Annotated in this window: 12 protein-coding genes, 1 tRNA gene and 1 pseudogene; 6 read left to right on the top strand and 8 right to left on the bottom strand. The window is 52.9% G+C overall.

Going from position 1 to position 17,698, the window contains the following annotated elements; translation table 11 throughout:
- The 3 genes from L9Z73_RS11295 to gabD form a co-directional block, all read right to left on the bottom strand.
- The coding region (locus L9Z73_RS11295) for a response regulator (protein WP_247400185.1) at nt 1-484 on the bottom strand (484 nt) is incomplete at its 3' end.
- Between the two features lie 167 nt (nt 485-651).
- Entirely contained in the window at nt 652-1,929 is a 1,278-nt protein-coding gene (gene gabT, locus L9Z73_RS11290; protein WP_247400183.1) for a 4-aminobutyrate--2-oxoglutarate transaminase, read from the bottom strand.
- 182 nt (nt 1,930-2,111) lie between these two features.
- Nucleotides 2,112-3,554, bottom strand: coding sequence for an NADP-dependent succinate-semialdehyde dehydrogenase (gene gabD / locus L9Z73_RS11285; protein WP_247400181.1), 1,443 nt, complete (start codon nt 3,552-3,554; stop codon nt 2,112-2,114).
- Nucleotides 3,555-3,923: 369 nt separating this feature from the next.
- On the opposite strand from gabD, the gene L9Z73_RS11280 reads away from it, so the two are divergent.
- Both L9Z73_RS11280 and L9Z73_RS11275 read left to right on the top strand, forming a co-directional pair.
- A tRNA-Arg gene (locus L9Z73_RS11280) sits at nt 3,924-4,000 on the top strand.
- 270 nt (nt 4,001-4,270) lie between these two features.
- A complete protein-coding gene (locus L9Z73_RS11275) occupies nt 4,271-4,450 on the top strand; it encodes a hypothetical protein (RefSeq protein ID WP_430624281.1) in 180 nt (59 codons plus the stop codon).
- Nucleotides 4,451-4,706: 256 nt separating this feature from the next.
- Here L9Z73_RS11275 and L9Z73_RS11270 read toward each other — a convergent pair whose 3' ends face one another.
- The gene (locus L9Z73_RS11270) at nt 4,707-5,282 is read right to left on the bottom strand and encodes an SLATT domain-containing protein (RefSeq protein ID WP_247400178.1); all 576 of its coding nucleotides are present in this window, start codon (nt 5,280-5,282) and stop codon (nt 4,707-4,709) included.
- Between the two features lie 37 nt (nt 5,283-5,319).
- On the opposite strand from L9Z73_RS11270, the gene drt3a reads away from it, so the two are divergent.
- Both drt3a and drt3b read left to right on the top strand, forming a co-directional pair.
- Nucleotides 5,320-6,585, top strand: a complete 1,266-nt coding sequence (drt3a, locus tag L9Z73_RS11265; RefSeq protein WP_247400176.1) for an antiviral reverse transcriptase Drt3a — start codon at nt 5,320-5,322, stop codon at nt 6,583-6,585.
- A 2-nt stretch (nt 6,586-6,587) separates the two neighbouring features.
- The gene (gene drt3b, locus L9Z73_RS11260; RefSeq protein WP_247400174.1) at nt 6,588-8,576 is read left to right on the top strand and encodes an antiviral reverse transcriptase Drt3b; all 1,989 of its coding nucleotides are present in this window, start codon (nt 6,588-6,590) and stop codon (nt 8,574-8,576) included.
- A 1,054-nt stretch (nt 8,577-9,630) separates the two neighbouring features.
- Here drt3b and L9Z73_RS11255 read toward each other — a convergent pair.
- The 3 genes from L9Z73_RS11255 to L9Z73_RS11245 form a co-directional block, all read right to left on the bottom strand.
- Nucleotides 9,631-10,077 (bottom strand): GNAT family N-acetyltransferase, encoded by a 447-nt coding sequence (locus L9Z73_RS11255; RefSeq protein WP_247400172.1) that lies wholly within the window; start codon nt 10,075-10,077, stop codon nt 9,631-9,633.
- 294 nt (nt 10,078-10,371) lie between these two features.
- Nucleotides 10,372-11,424 (bottom strand): GGDEF domain-containing protein, encoded by a 1,053-nt coding sequence (locus L9Z73_RS11250; protein WP_247400170.1) that lies wholly within the window; start codon nt 11,422-11,424, stop codon nt 10,372-10,374.
- Nucleotides 11,425-11,767: 343 nt separating this feature from the next.
- Complete coding sequence (locus tag L9Z73_RS11245) at nt 11,768-12,832, bottom strand: 2,3-butanediol dehydrogenase (protein WP_247400187.1); 1,065 nt, start codon at nt 12,830-12,832, stop codon at nt 11,768-11,770.
- 564 nt (nt 12,833-13,396) lie between these two features.
- On the opposite strand from L9Z73_RS11245, the gene L9Z73_RS11240 reads away from it, so the two are divergent.
- Both L9Z73_RS11240 and L9Z73_RS11235 read left to right on the top strand, forming a co-directional pair.
- On the top strand, nt 13,397-16,363 hold the full coding sequence (locus L9Z73_RS11240; protein WP_247400160.1) for an MHYT domain-containing protein: 2,967 nt from the start codon (nt 13,397-13,399) through the stop codon (nt 16,361-16,363).
- A 13-nt stretch (nt 16,364-16,376) separates the two neighbouring features.
- Nucleotides 16,377-17,390: a response regulator gene (locus L9Z73_RS11235; protein WP_247400158.1), complete on the top strand. Its 1,014-nt coding sequence runs from the start codon at nt 16,377-16,379 to the stop codon at nt 17,388-17,390.
- A 34-nt stretch (nt 17,391-17,424) separates the two neighbouring features.
- On the opposite strand, the pseudogene L9Z73_RS11230 reads toward L9Z73_RS11235, so the two are convergent.
- A pseudogene (locus L9Z73_RS11230) lies at nt 17,425-17,698 on the bottom strand (hypothetical protein); the annotation flags it as partial.

The following is a 17,698-nucleotide window of genomic DNA, read 5'->3' as shown; positions in this document are numbered from 1 at the left end:
CGATGCGGTGATCGACGGCCGCCAGCAGGTAGTACGGCGTCAGGCTGCTGGTATTGCGTCGGATCGCCTGCCAGTACACGCTTTCGCCTTCGTTGAGCAGCAGGTCTTGCAGGCGCTGGGTCAGGCCTTCCATGTTCAGGGGTTTGGTCAGATACGCCGTGGGCGCCAGGGGCAAGGCCTCACGCACGCTGGCGCTGTCATTGCGGCTACTGAGCAGGATGAACGGCAGCGCGGGCGAACGACGCTGCTGGCGCACGGTGCGCAACAGGCTCAGGCCATCGATGCCCGGCAGGTCCCAATCCGCCATGATCAGGTCGTAGGCATTGTCGCGCAGCAGCGTAGCCGCTTGCCGGCCATCGGCACACACATCCAACCGTGCGTCACAGCGAACATTCAACAGCACCTGCTTGAGCAGGTCCCGCGACCAAGGGTCTGCCTCGGCAATCAACACTCGGGGTACAGCGGGCAAATCAACAGCACTCATCCAGCACGCTCCATCCGCAATGCCTGCACCTTAGACAATGCGGTGTCCTACGTACAACGTACAACGAACAACGAACAACGAACAACGAACAACCGCTGAATGTGCTGTATCGGGCACAAAAAAACCCGCCGAAGCGGGTTTTTTCTATCGATCGGTTCAGCCCGTGCTTACAGCTCGGAGAAGCACTCTTCGATGATTGCCAAGCCTTTGTCCAACTGCGCATCCGGCGCGGTCAGCGGAACCAGTACGCGCAACACGTTGCCGTAAGGGCCGCAGGACAGCAGGATCAAGCCCTTCTCACGCGCCTTGGCCACCACGGAGGCGACGGCAGCGGCGTTTGGCTTGTGGCTGTCGCCACCTTCGAACAGCTCGATCGCGATCATCGCGCCCAGGGCACGCACGTCGCCGATCACCGGGTACTTGGCCTGGATGGCCTTGAGGCCGGTGACCAGACGCTCGCCGACGGCTTTGCAGCGATCCAGCAGGTGTTCTTCTTCGAACACTTCCAACACGGCCAGGGCCGCGGCGCAAGCGATCGGGCTACCGGCGTAGGTGCCGCCCAGGCCACCTGGCGCGATGGCGTCCATGTATTCGGCCTTGCCGCACACACCGGCCAACGGGAAACCGCCGGCGATGGATTTGGCGAAGGTGGTCAGGTCGGCAGTCACGCCCATCTGTTCCATGGCGAAGAACGTACCGGTACGGCCGGCACCGGTTTGCACTTCGTCGGCGATCAGCAGGATGCCGTGCTTGTCGCACAGTTCGCGCAGGCGCTTCATGAAGGCTTTAGGCGCGACGTAGAAACCGCCTTCGCCCTGCACCGGCTCGATGATGATGGCAGCGATATCACGCGGCTCGGCATCGTTTTTGAAGATGCGTTCGATGCTGGCGATGGAGTCGTCGTCGCTCACGCCATGCAGCTCGTTCGGGAACAGCGCGCGGAAGATGCCGCCTGGCATCAGGCCCATGCCGGCCGAGTAAGGCACGACTTTACCGGTGAGGCCCAGGGTCATCATGGTGCGACCGTGGTACGCGCCGGTGAACGCGATAATGCCGGCACGGCCAGTGGCGGCGCGGGCGATTTTCACGGCGTTCTCAACGGCTTCGGAACCGGTGGTGACCAACAGGGTTTTCTTGGCGAAATCACCTGGGACCTTGGCGTTGATTTTTTCGCACAGTTCCACGTAAGGCTCGTAGGCCAGTACCTGGAAGCAAGTGTGGGTCAGCTTGTTCAGCTGCTCGGTCACGGCCGCGATGATTTTCGGGTGTACGTGACCGGTGTTCAGCACGGCGATACCGCCGGCGAAGTCGATGAACTCGCGACCTTCAACGTCGGTCACCGTGGAGTTCTTCGCGGATTCGGCGAAGATCGGGTGAATCTGGCCAACACCGCGTGGTACAGCGGCTTCGCGGCGTTTCATCAAAGAAGCGTTGGTCTTGCTCATAAAGTCCTCATTCGCCACTCATCGGGTGGCGTGGTCCAAGGAATACGTGGCGGGGAGGCAACTAGGGCAGCATGCGATGATCGACTGCCACAGCGTTCCCGGCCACTACGAATAACGATGTAAAACGCGCAAAGGGTCAGCGCTCTCGTGCCCTTTGCGCTTGCAGCAATGCCTTGCCGGGCTTAGATGCCCAGGCAGAGGTATTTGATTTCCAGGTAATCCTCGATCCCGTACTTGGAACCCTCACGGCCCAGCCCCGAAGCCTTGATGCCGCCGAACGGTGCCACTTCGTTGGAGATCAACCCGGTGTTGACGCCGACCATGCCATATTCCAGGGCTTCGGCCACACGGAACACACGGCTCAGGTCGCGAGCATAGAAGTAGGAAGCCAGACCGAACTCGGTGTCGTTGGACATCGCGATCACTTCGGCTTCGTCCTTGAAACGGAACAGCGGCGCCAGCGGGCCGAAGGTTTCTTCCTTCGCCACAGCGGCGTTTTTTGGCACGTTGATCAGGATGGTCGGCTCGAAGAAGTTACCTTCCATGACCTTGCCACCCGCCAGCAGCGTAGCGCCTTTGGCCAGGGCATCAGCAATGTGCTCCTGGACCTTGGCCACAGCTTTGCCGTCGATCAGCGGGCCGGTAGTGGTGCCGTCTTCCAGACCGTTGCCGATCTTGAGCTTGGCCACCGCCACTTTGAGTTTTTCAGCGAACGCGTCATACACCGCGTCTTGAACGTACAGACGGTTGGCGCAGACACAGGTCTGGCCGTTGTTGCGGTACTTGGAGATGATCGCGCCTTCGACGGCCTTATCCAGGTCAGCGTCGTCGAACACGATGAACGGCGCGTTGCCGCCCAGTTCCAGGGACACTTTCTTGATGTCCTTGGCGCATTCGGCCATCAACTGGCGACCGATTTCGGTCGAGCCGGTGAAGGACAATTTACGCACGATCGGGTTGCTGGTCAGCTCGCTGCCGATATCGCCGGCGCTGCCGGAGACCACGCTGAACACGCCTTTCGGAATGCCGGCACGCTGGGCCAATTCAGCCAGGGCGAACGCGGAGAACGGCGTTTGCGATGCAGGCTTGAGTACCATGGTGCAACCAGCGGCCAGGGCCGGGCCGGCTTTACGCGTGATCATCGCAGCGGGGAAGTTCCACGGCGTGATCGCGGCTGTCACGCCGATCGGTTGCTTGATCACGATCAGACGCTTGTCCGGCTGGTGGCCGGGAATCACATCACCGTAGACGCGCTTGGCTTCTTCGGCGAACCACTCGATAAAGGACGCGGCGTAGACAATTTCGCCCTTGGCTTCGGCCAGCGGCTTGCCCTGTTCCAGAGTCATCAGACGGGCCAGGTCTTCCTGGTTCTCAATGATCAGCTCGAACCAACGGCGCAGCTTGTTGGCGCGCTCCTTGGCGGTCAGCGCACGCCAGGCCGGCAGCGCCTTGTCGGCGGCTTCGATGGCGCGGCGGGTTTCAGCGGCGCCCATCTTCGGCACGGTGCCGAGAATTTCGCCCGTGGCGGGGTTGTTGACCTTGATGGTCTGACCGTTGTCCGCATCGACCCAAGCCCCATCGATAAAGGCTTGCTGGCGGAACAACTGGGCATCTTTAAGCTGCATGTCGGCTTTCCTTAACAGCACCGCGCGCGCGCGGAGCGAATTAGAGTTTTTGAAAGGCGCCTTGTGGGCTGCCGTCAGGGAAATCAGCCCCAGCGTGCAAGCAAGTGGATAGCGCACGGGAGACAGAGCGTTTGAAATCTCAAACGAATCCTAGGATCAATGGGGGTATAGGGCAATAGGATGTTCGAAAAAAAGAACAAAAACCGCACATTTGCCGGATTTATCGGATCAGCGACCTTCAGCCCGGTTTCCCGCCATCGCGCCATCGCGCCCGGCGCAGAGCCCCGACACAGACAATTCCTACCCGCCAACGGCCAAAAACCAGCATGGACGCCCAAGGTCGACATGGGTATGATGGCGCCCGCACAAGCATCCGTAGCTCAGCTGGATAGAGTACTGCCCTCCGAAGGCAGGGGTCGTGGGTTCGAATCCCGCCGGGTGCACCACATACTAGTTTCTGGCTGTCTCAGACAGTCTACGAAACACCCCAAGAAGCCCGCCCTGTGCGGGCTTTGTTGTTTCTGGCTATCCGTTCCTGTCTACCCCTATAACTTCCCGCCGTGTATGCCCATTTGTAGGCTTTGAGATTCCTATAACTGGAGGCATACAGGAAGTGAGGCGTACTGAAACCTACCCCGAAGCAACCGGCGAGGGCATGTTGCTTCGGGTCTACCATCGGCCGAACCATGAATAAACCACTACAGAACAGCGCTCAGATGCCTGATTACCTGAAGGCCCGAAAGATGCATTTGAACGGGATAATTGTCGGCATGGCTGGCATGAAAAAACTCAACAGAAGAGAAACCAAAGACACTAAAGTTGAGACGCTCACGATTGATGCAATCAAGGCAGAGCTTGATTTCATTGACCTCCAGCTCAAAAGAAAGAGCAGGTGATGAAGAGGCGGAAGCCTGAGCAGCTTCCGCTTTGCTAGATCCTATCCTTAAAACAAGGCTCCAGACTTTCCCGACTTATGGTCTATAGCTACCTTGGGCTTAACCACTCTCGCCCAAAAGCTGACACTCTGAAACACTTAGCAAATCAAGAGAGTTTTAAATTAACTCCCACTTCACCGCTAATTTGCCACTTGAGACAATAGAAACTGTGACAATTAATAATTCTGCCAAACTTAAACAAAAACATCTTAAAATGTCAGCGCAATACTGCCTTCGCGATGAGGACAAAGAACCATCCGAGAGAGACAAATATCAGTAAGAAATATAGCGAAAATCCACTATAGTACCTAAAATCCGTACCCTCTACATATTCAGTTCTTTTATTGACTCTACTGTTATCAGTTTCGGTGTGATTTTCGAATTTGCTCAATATGTTAAAATATTCACTTAACCTTTGTTCGTACTCTTGATCAGAGAGAGTAACACCCCACTTATTCATAAGCTTATAAACCAATTCATTTAGCTGAACTCCACATTCATGATGCTTGGAGGACTTTAGACTAAAATCGCTCATGCTTATAGCAATAGAAAAACAGAGAATAACTATTGACAGGAAGACCTGCCCAATATTAACAGCCACGCTACCAAAAGAAAAATCAAACTCTACCAGTTGGAGAAGCGCAACTAAAATAAGTATTATTGAAAACAGTGAAATACTAAATAAAGATAATTTATTATGAAAGTCTAAACGCCGGCTCGCCTGGAATCTAGCTGCGACTGTCTTAGAAATCATTTGCCTCAAAGCATCGCAATTGGTATCTTCCGCTGACATGGTTTTCTCGGTACGTGACTAACAGGAGTGGTTGAAATTGATTGAGTCGCCGTTTACTACAAGAAATCTTGCTAGATTTATTGCGCGAAATCGGAATGCCGACTCCTCAGATGCTAAAGCAGATTATGAATCAGTCGCAAGCGAAATATTAAAAAAAATTGACGCTGGCACGGTATTTTGCAACGCAACTAAAAGCTTCACACTCAATAATAAGACTGTACTAACTTACACGACCGAGGATGCCAAAGTAGCATCTAAACTTATAATAAGAAACCTAGAACTCAATGCAAGAATCAAACAGCCTAATAGAAGCGAAATAATCTCCGCACTAATTTCCTCGCTTCAAGATGGCACCCCTTATAGAGCCCACAGGTACGACATCAAGAGCTTTTACGAAAGCATTAATCGTTCAGCTATCCTCACAATGCTTGAGGATGAATCTCTCTGTTCTTTAAGGACATTAAACCTAATAAAAATTTTATTCCGCGCTTTGGATCTGGATAATGTAAAAGGACTACCGCGAGGACTAGATATAAGTGCATATCTCTCTGAAATTTATCTCAGAAACTTTGACACTAAACTTAGGCGATTGGAACACGTAAATTTTTACGCGCGCTTCGTAGACGACATTATAATACTAACGTCAAATGACAAAGCGGATGAAACTACGAACTTTGTAAAAGAATTTTTAAGCAGTGACTTGACTTTACATGACGATGGAAAGAGATCGGATATACAAATAGGCAAATCCGAGATTCTTGACAAAGACAAACGGCGGATAGAAAAGTTTGAAACTTTGAATTATCTTGGTTACGAATTCAAAATATTCAACACATACCTTCAAAGCACCGATTTTAGAGTCAAGAGAAAAGTAGAAGTTGAAATCTCAAAAAACAAAATCAAAAGAATGAAGTCCCGACTATTTAGTTCGCTTTTATCATACTGTTCATCCGCAAAAGGCTTAGGTGACTTCAAGCTCTTAGAGAAGAGATTGAAAGCATTAACTGGGAACTATGAAATTAACTCATCAGGAACCAATGTAATAATAAAAACAGGCATATATTTTAACTATCACCATAGAACACCAAAAAATAACTGTCGCTTAGCGGACCTAGATAGAACATTCCAGCGAGCTCTTTTCTCTCAAGGGCATCCTTTATTTAAAAAGCTCTCGGCCTCACTTCTACTTAATGAAAGAAGAAAACTATCCGGGTTTAGCTTTTTGAATGGCTATAAAAATGTTACATACTACTCTTTTACCTACAAAGAGTTGGCCAAAATACGTATGCATTGGAACAAGTAGCCATGAATAATAAAGTGATGCGTGTACGTAAAACCGACTATGAACGCGTAGTATTAACTGAGACATGCCCTTACGAAGTCCCTATAATCTTTGAAAATGTTGGGATATACCGATTATTAAAAATATCTTCTGGTCATACAAAGGTTGAGCACCCTACAACCAAGTTACTAATTGACAAAATAATAATAAAAGATCAGACGGTATATACCGTCCCAATGCCATATAAAATAAGGAAAGATAGCGAGTCTTTTCGTGAGCTATCGCTACTCCATCCAGCCTCTCAGAATGAAATAGTCAGCTTTTACAAAGAATTTCAGTACAAAATAATAAACTTGTGCGGTTTAAGTGACTTCAGCATTAGATCTCCAAAGAAGATCGCTAGCAAATATTATAAAAAGAATAACATGCAATGGGTAAATGAATACAAAAGCGATAAAATGATTGACGTGACAAACGAGATGAAATACAAACATCTTACTTCATACTTCTCATATCACGGTTACCGTAGACTTTATAATTTTTTTGATTCTTACGAATTTATGAGGCTCGAGAGAAAGTTTTCGGTTTTTTGGTCTCTCGATGTTAGTAGATGTTTTGACAGCATCTATACTGAATCTATAAATTGGTCAAACCAAGAAAAAGATTTTTCCAAAAGTAACTCGGATGTGAAAAATACATTCGGCTCAGTTTTCAATAGACTAATGAAAACATCTAATCACAACGACTCTTCCGGAATTTTGATTGGCCCAGAAGTAAGCCGAATTTTTGCTGAGATTATTTTTCAAAAAATAGATAGCGATATAAAAAAAATACTACAAGCTGACAAGCTTGAATCAGGAGAGCATTACGAGATAAGAAGATATGTAGATGATATCTATGTATTTTCACGAAGCGACCATGAGGCATTAAAAGTTTACGAGGCAGTAGATAAAAGCTTAAAAAAATACAAATTGAGTCTTAACAAATCGAAAACCGCAAAAGTTAGGCGTCCATTTGTAACAAAGAAAACGCAGGTCATGTTGGAGATTAAGTCTCGTTTAAAAAATCTGGAAGAAAAGCTTTTGGAAAAAACCGAAAGCGATAACAAACTTTCCCCTAAAAGATTAATGAATAAGCACCATATAATAATTTCTTTCGCTAACGAAATAAAATCACTCTGCCTTGATGATGCGTCTTCATACACAATGGCTTGCAACTTTCTAATAAAGGCGCTAACAAATATCTCAATAAAATTCTGCAAGAGAAACTACAAAAGAAATTTTGAAAAAAAGTCTCTCTCACTATTTTCTGATTTTTTTATCGTGATTGTTGATCTTTTATTCCACCTCTTTACTGTAAATCCAAGTCACTCCGGCTCGGTCCAGCTCTGTAAAATGACGACCGCTGTAGCAGAATTTTGCGATAAGGTTATACCCGCGGAAGCACCGTTGATTAAAAGCCAGATATTCAGTAGATGCTTAGATTTTTTCAAAAGTAGTGAGTTTTCAAAGATTTCACATCAGTATTCAGACGATACATTACTTGAAACGCTAAATATGTTGATTGTATCCAGCTGTCTCGGGGATGACTACATGCTATCCACGAAAGACTTGAATTCGATTTTTGAAATAAATTCAGAAAGGACATTGAGCTATTTCGAAATAATAGTTCTACTCTACTACATTAAAGATAATCCGACGTATTCAGTTATTCGTTCGCGAGTAATTTCTTCAATACATGACACGTTGAGTGACATGAGTGATATTAAATCCTCAACAATCAAGGCCTACCTATTCTTCGAGGCTACGACATGTCCATATTTGGACGAGCAAGATAAAGTGATCCTAGTAAAGAGAGCTCTCGAGAGCACGGGCTTGGCCAGTCACCTAACGATTGGTTATGACGCACTACAGGTCACGCATGATTTAGAGGGTGTAAGATACTGTTCTTCCTGGGACAAAGCGGCAATGATGAGTTTGCTAGAGAAAAAAGAGTTGCATGCAGTTTACTAGCGCCCCATAATATGCAAGCACTCGCTGGCTAGATTTTCATCGTATTAATCAATGAGACCTATACGACGAAAAGAACACTGATATGGAATCAACATATTTAGTCCACCGAAAGGTGTTTACACACTACAGCCAGCGCAGTGCAATTATTCAATTAAGTTACTATCTAAAGTTCAAGCGAGATCTGATTAAGAATCTCACTCCTTCAGCATTACGCATGCTATCTCCTTCCATTGACACGCTGAATGACTGCTCACTCTTGGCTGATTGCAGCCTCTCGAGAAAGGCTGCTACCAGCCAATGCGGCATAAGCAAGTTTCGAGCGCGACAGGCACTCAAAACCATAATGGAAATCGCGCATCTACGCGCAACCCACATCTGCTGACGTGACGATAAACTTCAGATTTAACGTAGAGCGCGCACTTCAATTTTGAAGAAGCGTTTTTACACACTCTGGACCAAAAGCGGACGTAACGTGCGCCACCTCTGTGACAGCAACTTTGGGACTGAGGAGCGCTACCTCTTCAGACAGGCGCGCCTAAATGCGCTTTACGAGCAGAGTTAGAAACGGTTGAGGAGTGGGACGGAGATACCCAAGATGACATACACCTCGCAATTTACAGCTTCACCCAATTACTCAAGGCAGCGAAAGCACGGTAGTTGTGCTGGTGGCGAAAGGACCACAGGGTTCAACGTGGATAGGCCATTGAAGACAGCGAGTCACCCATCGGCATCTAGGTCACGACGAGCTTCGATGGAGCCTTCACAAAGAGCGTTAACGGCGTCAGCACACTGCGCCCTGTATGCCCACGTGTATGCCTAACCGACGCACCACCAAAGAAACCCAATAAATACGTGCATCTTACCGCCCAGTTCAAACGACGCCGGGCCATATAGCAGTCCAGGGCTGTCTCAGACAGTCTACGAAACACCCCAAGAAGCCCGCCCTGTGCGGGCTTTCTTGTTTCTGGCTATCCGTTCCTGTCTACCCCTACAACTGGAGGCATACAGGAAGTAAGGCGCACTGAAATCAAACGCCGAACACTACTGTCGAGAATCAAGGCAGCCGCTTCTCCATCGGCTGATAGATAAGCCCTGCGAACTCGCCCACGTCTCCTGACAGGGCGAATCCATAGCTTTCGTAGGCTGCCACCGAAGACAACGATGCCCTGACCGTCACGACCTCATCCCTGACTTGCTCCAGTGCAGCGCTCATCAGGCGCATGCCGATGCCCCTACGTTGCGAGCCCGGCGCGACGAACAGCATCGCCACGTGGCGCCCTTCCTTGAGTTCAATCAGCCCCGTTATCGCCCCATCCGCGACACACACCAGCATTAGGTTGTCGCCCTCCATACGGTCGGCAAACGCCTGCGCCGCTGCCACCTTGGCGAAGGTCTCCACACCCTGCGTCGACAGCGAGGGCGCAACCGCAATCATGAACGCGTCGAGGCAAAGAGCGCTCGCGTGAGGCAGGTCGTCGTAGGTCAGTTTACGTATCTGCATAGCAGTCGCTCGTGTCTGGAAGATGAGAATGGGGCAATTCCCGCACTCAAAAGTCCGGTCCAGGCCGACAGGCGTCTGTCGCATGCGTCAGCTCTGGGCCGACTCCCGTTCGTCTCGACAGGCAGCGATCGGACGATCCTGCTGAAAACAGTCGGATGTTTAGATTGTCTGAACGCCGGCTAGCATCGGCGCGGCCCCGTAAGCAGTAAGACCACGCCGTGCTCGGTGTCGATCAGGTGGTTTGTGGAATGGGCAAAAAAAGCTGGGCTACCCGAATCGGCCGAAATCAGAGATCTAGACCCCAACTACCTCGACCCTGTTGCGTCCGGCTAACTTGCCCTCGTAGAGCGCGCAATCGGCCCGTGCAATAGCGTCGCTGAGCACCTCCTCAACGCGATATTGAGTGACGCCGATGGACAGAGTCACGCTGACTTTTTTGCCATTGCTGTAAATCTCCAACGCCTGCACAGCCTTGCGTATACGTTCTGCGCTATCAGTTGCATGGCTAAAATCCGTGTCCGGCAATATGCAGAGAAATTCTTCGCCGCCCCAGCGGCCGATAAAGTCTTGCTCTCGCATTGAACATTTGAGTAGTTCACTCACCGCTTCGAGGACACGATCGCCGGTATCGTGACCGTGCAAATCATTGACCTGCTTGAAGTGATCTATATCCATCAACATCAAGGTGAGATTGCTGGGGCGCCTATGATGTCGTGCCAGAATTTTCTCGGTCAGCGCAATCATGTGCCGACGGTTGAATAGGCCAGTTAATGAGTCCGTCGTTGCCATGCGCGCCAGGCTCTTGTGCGCGCGGGATACCGTGACCACATAGAACAGCGCGAGATAGCTGAACATGCAGAACACCACTGTCAGGTTGAAAACATGCACACCCAACAGAGCATTGGAGGAGATGGGTTGCAGAGGACTTACGAACCACATCAGTACATCCAGGCTTACGTAGTAGGCCCAAAGCCAACCGGCGTATATCCAGGCGCTACGGGCCCGCATACTGACGAACAGGGCTGGAATAAACATTAACAAGAAATAGTGAAAACCACTTCCCCAGCCGATTAGAACGGTGCCCAGCCCTGCGTGTACAAGTACTTCAATGCGTATCAGGAGAACTGCCAGCCGATTTCGTCGCTGCTTGAAGGCGTGATAGGCATAGACATACATGGCCACACTGACCACGTTTATCCACGCCAAAATGGGCGAGCCCAGAATGAGAAAAATAAAAAAGAAGGCAACGTCTACGCTACCCGCCAACTGGCAACAACGCATGGAAAGCTGCCAAAATTCTGGCCGGGCGTCGCGCCTGGGTAGGCTTTCTGAGTGTGTCCCTTGCATCGAACCTGTTACCTCAATATCCGGGTATACGTCGGTTTTTAGGTTGGCTATTTCACACCAGCAAATGAGGCGTAAGAAAGGTTTCGCAGGGCGTTTAGATTGAAGGTACGAGGCTATACATCAGTTGTCTAGTGGCTACTGGCCGCTTTTTATGGCGATTATATTAAAGAGAACGGCAAATCGGCCGGCAAAAAACCGTGACAGCAGCAGGCTAATAAAAAGCCCCGCAGGGTGATGCTCTGGCGGGGCTTTTTTGTGCGATTGAGCTTTTGCCAGTCCTCAACCGGGAGCATGGAGCGGCGGTCGAAGCGATGGCTCGATCAGTGAACGGTCGTCGCCCACTTCAAACCCGAGCAGGCGACACAATAATCTTCACGTTGTGCTCCTTATTCTTAACCAACTCCTCAAAGCCCTGCCCCACAATCTGTTCCAACTGAATGCGCCCCGTCACCAGCGGCGTGATATCCAGCCGTCCATCAGCGATAAACGCGATCACGTCGGCGAACTCACCGTTATAGGCCAGTGCGCCCATTACCTGTTTTTCCGTCGCCACCAACTCGAAAAAGTTGAACTCGCTGGGCTCTTCGAAGATTCCCACCAGGACGCACTTGCCGGCCTTGCGGATCAGGTCGATTGCGAGCTTGGCTGTGTGTTTGTTGCCGATGCATTCGAAACTGACATCCGCGCCGAGCCCGCCCGTCAGGCGTCGTACTTCGGCCAGGGCATCGCACTCATTCGGATCGAGCACGTGGGTCGCCCCTACTTCGCGGGCCTTGGTCTTGCGCGCTCCGGACATTTCCAGCGCGATCACCTGCGCGGCACCGGCCGCTTTGGCGCACATGATGGTGCACAGGCCAATGGTGCCGGCACCGACCACCACCACGTTTTGCCCGAGCAGGCTTCCGGCTTTTTTCACTGCGTGCATGCCCACGGCCAGCGGTTCGATCAGTGCCCCGGCTTCAGCCGGAAAGTTCGCCGGTAATTTGTACAGCAGGTTGGCTGGCACGTTGACCAGTTCGGCGAAGGCACCATTGTTCATCAGCCCGGTGAAGGCCAGGTTCTCGCAGATGTTGTACATCCCGTGGGTGCAGTAGTAGCACGTGCCGCAATGTTGGCACGCATCGGCCGCCACCGGCTCGCCGACGCTGAAGCCCTGCACGCCGGCGCCGAGTTCGACGATCTCGCCGCAAAACTCATGACCGAGAATGCACTGGCCCTTTATCCCGGTCAGCGGGTGCGGGGCGTCAACCGGTATGAACACCGGCCCGGCCACGTACTCATGCAAATCGGACCCGCAAATTCCGCACCACTGCACGCGGATTTGCACCCAACCCGCAGGCGGCGAAATGGGCAGCGGAACGTCTTCGACGCGGATATCGTTACGGCCGTGCCAGACAGCGGCACGCATGCTGCGTTGCGGATTGATCGAAAGAGTCATCGCGAAATCTCCTTGAAACGGTTGGTCCTGGCGCCCCGCCAGCGTCCGCCAGCAGGGGCGTCAGTGCGGTTGCACAACGTCCAGAATCAGTCGATTGGCCTGCTCGGGGTGATGCCAACGGTCAGCGACACACGACTCATGACGCCGCCACGGGCAGAACAGGGAAAGGGGGCTGGGCTGGACATCGGGCACCTGTTTTTATTATTGGGTTGCCAGTCGGGCTGGTAACCAGAGCCAGAGCAAGGCCGGTGCCATATCCGCAAAAACACCTGAATAGCCCTTGCTTAGAGCGGTCCGATGGAAACCCAAGCAGGGCCGGGATCGCGTTCGAATGAGACGCGTCATATCAGACCGCACGAAGTGGCGACGAGACCGTGAGACGCTGCGTCTCGCCGCCAGCCCCGACCCTGCAAGCCCATTGGCAACACGTATCGTCGCCCCTCCCTCAAGAATTCAGCTCGCTCGCCGATGCTTCTAATCACCGGTTCTGTGCCCTTTAACCGACCATCTTCCGCATTAAGGAGTCAACGCGACATGGGGGGTTTCTATAGCCTGTTTATCGACACGCCGGTCGCAGCACTCTACGTGCCGGGCTCGCACAATCCGGGCTTGGTAGTGCTATCTATCCTGGTGTCGATCTTTTCGGCCACCATGTCGCTGCAAACCGCACAGATTGCACGCAAAGCCGAAAGCGCGTTGCATCGACACATGGCTGTCAGCACAGGTGCGTTCGCCCTGGGCGGTGGCATCTGGACCATGCACTTCATCGGCATGCTGGCGTTCGAGCTGCATACCCACGTCCACTACGCGACCGGCCTGACCCTTTTTTCTCTGCTGCCGGCTTGCGTGGCTTCCTGGCTCGCTCTGCGCATGCTTGCAAGTCCCACCGTCACCGGATTGCATCTCGTCATGAGTGGCACCCTGGTGGGCTTAGGTATCGGGGCGATGCACTACAGCGGCATGGCAGCGATGCAAACATCATTGCAGATGCGTTATGACCCGCTCATCTTCACGCTTTCCATCGTGCTGGCGATCGTCCTCGCCGTGTTCGCCTTGTGGGTGCATTACCGACTGCTACGAACCACATTGACCTCAATGCAACGGTTGCTGGTCAGTGGGACCGTCTTGGGGTCGGCAATTGCTGGCATGCACTACACCGGCATGGCAGCAGTCCGGTTCGTCGGTGTGCCGAACAGCACCTCGCCAGGTGTTCTGCTTAACACTACATTCGCGTCTATCGCGCTTTCCACGTTCACCGTCACGGTGACGGTGCTGGTGCTTGCACTCAATGGCTTGATCCATTCACGCAAGCTGTACCGAACGATGGAAGAGAACAACCTCAAGATTGAGGAAAGCAAGTCACGCATGGATGCCATCCTAGACACCGCAGTCGATGGCATTATCACTATCGATAGCCGAGGCCTGATCCAAAGTTTCAACCATTCGGCGGAACGGCTGTTTGGCTGGAACGCCGATGAAGCCATTGGCCGCAACATCAATATGCTGATGCCCGAACCCGATCAGTCGCAGCACGATGGTTACCTGCATAACTACAAGACCACGGGTGCTCCGAAGATCATCGGCATCGGCCGGGAGGTCATGGGCTTGCGTAAGGACGGCAGCCTGATGCCAATGCGGCTTGCCGTCGGCCGGGTAGACCTGCCCAATGAGCTACTGTTTGTCGGTTTCGTCACCGACATCACCGAGCGCCACACGCTGGAAGCCTCATTACGCGAGACCGCTGAACGCGCCGAACGCGCGGCCATCGCCAAGAGCACCTTTTTGGCCAATATGAGCCACGAAATTCGTACACCGATGAACTCGATCATCGGTTTCACCGAGTTACTTCTCCAGGGTGATCTGACATCGATCCAGCGCAACCACCTGCACACCGTGGGGCAATCATCCAGACTGCTACTCGGGTTGATCAACGACATTCTTGATACCACCAAAATGGAAAATGGGAGCATGACGCTGGAGTCCATTGATTTTTCGCTCAAAGGGCTTGCTCTACAGATCGAATCCTCAATGCGCTTGGGCGCGCAGAGTAAGCACCTGACGCTCACCCCGCACTACCCGACCGACATGCCTGAATACTTTCAAGGTGATCCCCTTCGAATCTTGCAAGTCCTGACCAACCTTGTCGGCAATGCCATCAAGTTCACCGAGCGTGGTGGTGTTGATGTTTCATTTAGCTATACGGATGCCAGGGTGCACGTCAAAGTCGCGGACACCGGCATTGGCATGACGCCCCAGCAAATCGAACTGATTTTTGCACCGTTTACTCAGGCCGACGCGTCCATCAGCCGGCGTTTCGGCGGTACCGGTTTGGGCACCACTATTGCGCGTCAGTTGGTCGAGCAGATGGGGGGAAGTATTGAGGTGGTGAGCGAGTTCGGACATGGCAGTATCTTCCATGTGCAACTGCCCCTGCCGACCGGACAAAAACCCGAGGCGACACCGGTTGCGGCGCCCCAGCAGGTGTTGCCACCGCTGAAGATTCTGATCGCCGATGACGTGCCCCAAAACCTCGAGTTGTTGACCCTGACACTCAGTGGCCGCGGACATCAGGTAGTGGCTGCGCGCGATGGTGGCGAAGCTGTCGCGAAATTCATAAGCGATCACTTCGATCTCATCTTGATGGATGTGCACATGCCAGGCACTGACGGCCTGCAGGCAACGCGGCTTATCCGTCAGTACGAGCGCACACACGCTCGCCCTTACACCCCGATCATCGCGCTCACCGCCAGCGTGTTGGCCGAAGACCGACAAACCGCACAGCAGGCCGGAATGGACGGTTTCGCGGTCAAGCCGCTAGACGTACCTCGACTGTTCGATGAGATCGCCGGGGTCTTGAAGATCGAACGCGCCCCCGCTCTCCCCGGCGACACCGATAAAACCCTTGCACCGCACCCACTGATCGATTGGAACTCAGGCATCTCACTATGGGGCAGTGAAAAGCGACTGGCCAAGGCACTCAAGCAATTCCTGGAGTCAGCGGCTACAAACCATCCGTTGCCGGGTGACGCGGACGCCGATATCGACTGGGAGACGACACTTCTCAGCCTACATGGCATCCATGGGGCGTCCGGCAACTTATCGCTCCCCTCCGTGGCCGAGCTGGCCAGCACGCTGGAGGATAGGGTCAGGACAGGAAGGCATGAAGAGGCACGCCCTCAAATCACCGAGCTGCGTACTCTGCTAGCGTCCGTAACCCGAGAATTACAGGCCAGCAACGCGCTACTCGTTGAGAAGCAACGCCCCTTAGCCCAGCCCTCAGCTTCCGAACTGCTAGCCCATATGCACCAACTGCTGGCCTGCCTTGCGCACAACGAATTGAACGACGCAGCGCTAGACAAGGTCTGCGCCGGGCTCGAGAGCCTGGGCGAACATACACACGTTCAGGTTTTGCGAACGGCGGTCGATGCTTTTGAGTTTGGGCGAGCTCAAACCCTGCTGCAGCAACTCGTTGCCGACCACACCCTGGAAACTCAAGCATGAGCAGGACCATTGCATGAAGTACATGAAGGACACTCGCCAGACCTTGCTGGTGGTCGACGATGAAGCGACCAATCTCCAGGTGCTGCGCCACACGCTGCAAGATGAGTACCGCTTACTCTTCGCCAAGGACGGTTACAAGGCGCTAGAGCTGGCGCAGGCTGATCGGCCGGATCTGATCCTGCTCGACATCATGATGCCCGGGCTCTCGGGCTATGACGTCTGCACGGCGCTCAAGCAGGACTCGAGTACGACCTCTATCCCCATTATCTTCGTCAGTGCTCTGGCCGAGGCTGACAACGAGATGCTCGGCCTTAAGCTCGGGGCCGTGGACTACATCAGCAAACCTTACAATCCCGGCATCGTCAAAGCGCGTGTGCGCACCCATCTGTCCTTGGTGCAGGCACAAGAACTACGCGATACACGTTTGCAGATCGTTCAGCGGCTGGGTACCGCAGCCGAGTTCAAGGACAACGAAACTGGACTGCACGTTATCCGCATGAGCCACTACGCCAAGACGCTGGCCCTGGGTGCGGGTTACAGCCGGTTGGCAGCAGAAGACTTGCTGCATGCAGCGCCCATGCACGACGTTGGCAAGATAGGCATTCCCGACGCGATCCTGCAAAAGCCGGGAAAGCTCACTGAACACGAGTGGACCATCATGCGCCAGCACACGTCTATCGGTGCCAAGATCATCGGTGAGCACCCTTCTGGACTGCTGCATATGGCGCAGATCATCGCGCAGAACCATCACGAAAAATGGAACGGCACCGGCTACCCAAGCAGGACTGCGGGTGAAGACATTCCCCATGCCGCCCGAATAGTTGCCGTGGCTGATGTGTTTGATGCTCTGACCAGCGTGCGCCCCTATAAACCTGCCTGGTCAGTTGAAGACGCCACAGGGTTAATCCAGCAGGAAAGCGGCCAACACTTCGATCCGGAACTGGTCGAGGTTTTTATGGACTGCCTACCCGACATTCTCGAGATACGCGAACACTGGGCCGACGTTGAGCCCGTCGGCGTCGCTTGATACTGGCGCGGGCTTCCCACACGCCAGCTTCTGACTACTGCTGCAACATCTCCAACCGCGCCGGTAAGTCTTCCTGGGGAAAGCGCGCGTGCAACGCCAGCAACTTCTCATCCGCCGCTTTGCTTTCCCCGGCCGCGCGCAGGTTCACGATCTCCTGCAACGCCTCCTCCAATGACGGCAGTGCAACCGGCGCACGCTTGCTGAGTTTGGCCGTCGATTGATCCGCCAACGCACCGGCAATTTCGGCTTGGACCGGCACGCTTTCGGCCTTGGGCGCGGCGGCCATTCGGGCCATCGGCGCGGGCGCG

It is taken from the genome of Pseudomonas emilianonis, from assembly GCF_023072625.1.
Lineage (GTDB): Bacteria > Pseudomonadota > Gammaproteobacteria > Pseudomonadales > Pseudomonadaceae > Aquipseudomonas > Aquipseudomonas paraveronii.
The sequence above is the reverse complement of the archived record's forward strand: the minus strand, read 5'-3'. Positions and strand labels throughout refer to the sequence as shown.

Excerpts from the sequence above, each read along its gene's own strand:
- L9Z73_RS11235 (WP_247400158.1), top strand. The coding sequence starts at position 16,377 with ATGAAGTACATGAAGGACACTCGCCAGACCTTGCTGGTGGTCGACGAT.
- drt3b (WP_247400174.1), top strand. The coding sequence starts at position 6,588 with ATGAATAATAAAGTGATGCGTGTACGTAAAACCGACTATGAACGCGTA.
- L9Z73_RS11255 (WP_247400172.1), bottom strand. The coding sequence starts at position 10,077 with ATGCAGATACGTAAACTGACCTACGACGACCTGCCTCACGCGAGCGCT.
- L9Z73_RS11245 (WP_247400187.1), bottom strand. The coding sequence starts at position 12,832 with ATGCGTGCCGCTGTCTGGCACGGCCGTAACGATATCCGCGTCGAAGAC.
- L9Z73_RS11275 (WP_430624281.1), top strand. The coding sequence starts at position 4,271 with ATGCCTGATTACCTGAAGGCCCGAAAGATGCATTTGAACGGGATAATT.
- gabT (WP_247400183.1), bottom strand. The coding sequence starts at position 1,929 with ATGAGCAAGACCAACGCTTCTTTGATGAAACGCCGCGAAGCCGCTGTA.
- L9Z73_RS11250 (WP_247400170.1), bottom strand. The coding sequence starts at position 11,424 with ATGCAAGGGACACACTCAGAAAGCCTACCCAGGCGCGACGCCCGGCCA.
- L9Z73_RS11270 (WP_247400178.1), bottom strand. The coding sequence starts at position 5,282 with ATGTCAGCGGAAGATACCAATTGCGATGCTTTGAGGCAAATGATTTCT.
- L9Z73_RS11240 (WP_247400160.1), top strand. The coding sequence starts at position 13,397 with ATGGGGGGTTTCTATAGCCTGTTTATCGACACGCCGGTCGCAGCACTC.
- gabD (WP_247400181.1), bottom strand. The coding sequence starts at position 3,554 with ATGCAGCTTAAAGATGCCCAGTTGTTCCGCCAGCAAGCCTTTATCGAT.